The organism is Okeania sp. SIO2C9 (assembly GCF_010672455.1).
Taxonomy (GTDB): domain Bacteria; phylum Cyanobacteriota; class Cyanobacteriia; order Cyanobacteriales; family Microcoleaceae; genus Okeania.
The window spans coordinates 1-2,221 of record NZ_JAAHGO010000193.1 but is presented as its reverse complement, the minus strand read 5'-3'; the positions used below and the strand labels follow the sequence as shown (position 1 = coordinate 2,221).

Sequence of the window (2,221 nt, the reverse complement as noted above, 5' to 3'; positions counted from 1 at the left end):
CTACTGGTTTTCCACAGTTAATATCTTTTATATTTACCTTCAACCACTGAATTAAATTTTTCAATGGCGATTTTTCTCCGACTCATATCTGAGAAAATATTTTTCATGAAATTTTCACCAGACAACCCCAAATATCCATCTCCAAATTTTCCACAAGTAGTCCCCAGCAATAAAGCAACTACAGCTTCAGGGAATAAATAATTTGTCAGCTCCTCAAAACTTATCGGCAATTGTTTAATATTGGGAAAAATCTCACAGCACCTACTGGTTTTCCACAGTTAATATCTTTTATATTTACCTTCAACCACTTAACTAAATTTTTCAATGGCGATTTTTATCCGACTGATACCTTCTCGAATATTCTCAATGGAATTTGCGTAAGACAACCTCAAATATCCATCTCCAAATTTTCCATAAGCAGTTCCCGGCAATAAAGCAACTCCAGCTTCAGATAATAAATAATCTGCCAATTTTTCACAACTTATCGGCAGTTGTTTCACATTGGGGAAAGTATAAAAAGCACCTGCGGGTTTTGCACAGTTAATACCTCCAATAGAATTTAAACCTTCGACAATAACATCACGTCTTTGTTTAAATTCTGCAAACATTTCCTTGACAAACTCCTGAGAATTTTTGATGGCTTCTATACCAGCTATTTGAGTAAATGAACAAGCACAAGAATTAGAATTTAACATCAACTGCTCTAACTTTTCAGTGATTGCCCTAGGAGAAACAGAATAACCTAAACGCCAACCAGTCATAGCATAGGTTTTTGAGTGCCCATCTAATAAAACTGTGCGTTCTTTCATACCAGGAAAACTGATGATACTGGTAAATTTTGAGTCGTAGATTAAGTGGGAGTAAATTTCGTCAGAGAGGATATAAAAGTTATGTTTAACTGCCAGTTTAGCTATAGCTTCTAAATATTCGAGAGTTAATACACTGCCAGTTGGATTATGGGGAGAATTCAGAATTAGTAATTTTGTCTTCTCAGAAATAGAATTAGCTAAATTATCGATACTAAATTGAAAGTCTAATTCTTCCAATAAAGGTAATGGAATAGGTTTCCCTCCCACTAAATTAATGACTGATTCATAAACAGGAAATCCAGGGTTCGGATAAATCACTTCATCTCCTGGATTTGTTAATGCTAAAAGAGTGAAAAATATAACTGGTTTTGCTCCTGGCATTACTACTACTTCATCAGGATTAACTAATACATTGCGAGTTTGAGAAATATGTTCTGCTATTACTTTTCTTAACTCCAATAAACCTGCTGCGGGAGTATAAGTTGTATAACCATTATTCATCGCTTGAAAAGCAACTTCACGAATATTTTGAGGAGTCTTAAAATCAGGTTGACCAATTTCTAAATGAATAATATTTCGACCTTGAGATTCTAACTGTTTTGCCTTAGTAAAAACTTCAATTGCAGCATCACCACCTAAGCCATTCATTCTAGTTGCAAAATTCATAATTAATATAGATGATATTTTCTGAATAATTTTACTATAGTAATCACCGAATCAAATGTGAGAATTTTAGTATTCTCTAAAAGAATAGAAAATAGCAGCTTAAGGATTCATGTATATTAGTTTTTTCTTTGTTATCTGTTCCCTATACCCTATACCCTATTCTCTATCCCCTAAAAGTCTATAATATCTCACAACTCAAATAATTTTACTATAGTAATTAGTTGCTTGACTACAATACAAGTTATAAAATTAGTTATATAGCAATCACCGAATGATTTATGAGATATTTTAAGATATTTAAGATGAATCAAAATTCTTTTATCTTCCGAAGGACGTGACTCTTAATTAACCCTAATTAACTAATTACTAAAAAATTAGGTTATCGCTACTTCATGAGAGTTTTTTCATCAAGGCAGTTGAGCCAGAAAAATATATCCCTATACTAAGTAGGTTGATTTAATTTTTGGTTAAATAGGAATTAAGATTAAAAAAACTGAAAACTTCTGAGTAACTGTTTTATAGCTTCATTTTCAGATTCTTCATTTGTAAGCATTTCCTCCGGAATGCTGCGCAAACAGCAGTCAGCTATCAGCTATTAGCTTTATTACCTTTAAGGAGAAAAAAACAATTTTATTAAAGCTTCAGAATACGAATATCTGGTTGAGAATGTAGTAGAAATTAAATGAATGCTTGCTTTATTCATTAGACATCTCCAATAATAAAAAATAAAATAATTATCCTACAGC

At 32.1% G+C, this 2,221-nt stretch carries 1 protein-coding gene; it reads right to left on the bottom strand.

The genetic code is table 11. From position 1 onward, the window contains the following. Nucleotides 1–308: 308 nt before the first annotated feature. Nucleotides 309–1,475, bottom strand: a complete 1,167-nt coding sequence (locus tag F6K23_RS40180; RefSeq protein WP_293166759.1) for a pyridoxal phosphate-dependent aminotransferase — start codon at nucleotides 1,473–1,475, stop codon at nucleotides 309–311. Nucleotides 1,476–2,221 lie beyond the last annotated feature (746 nt).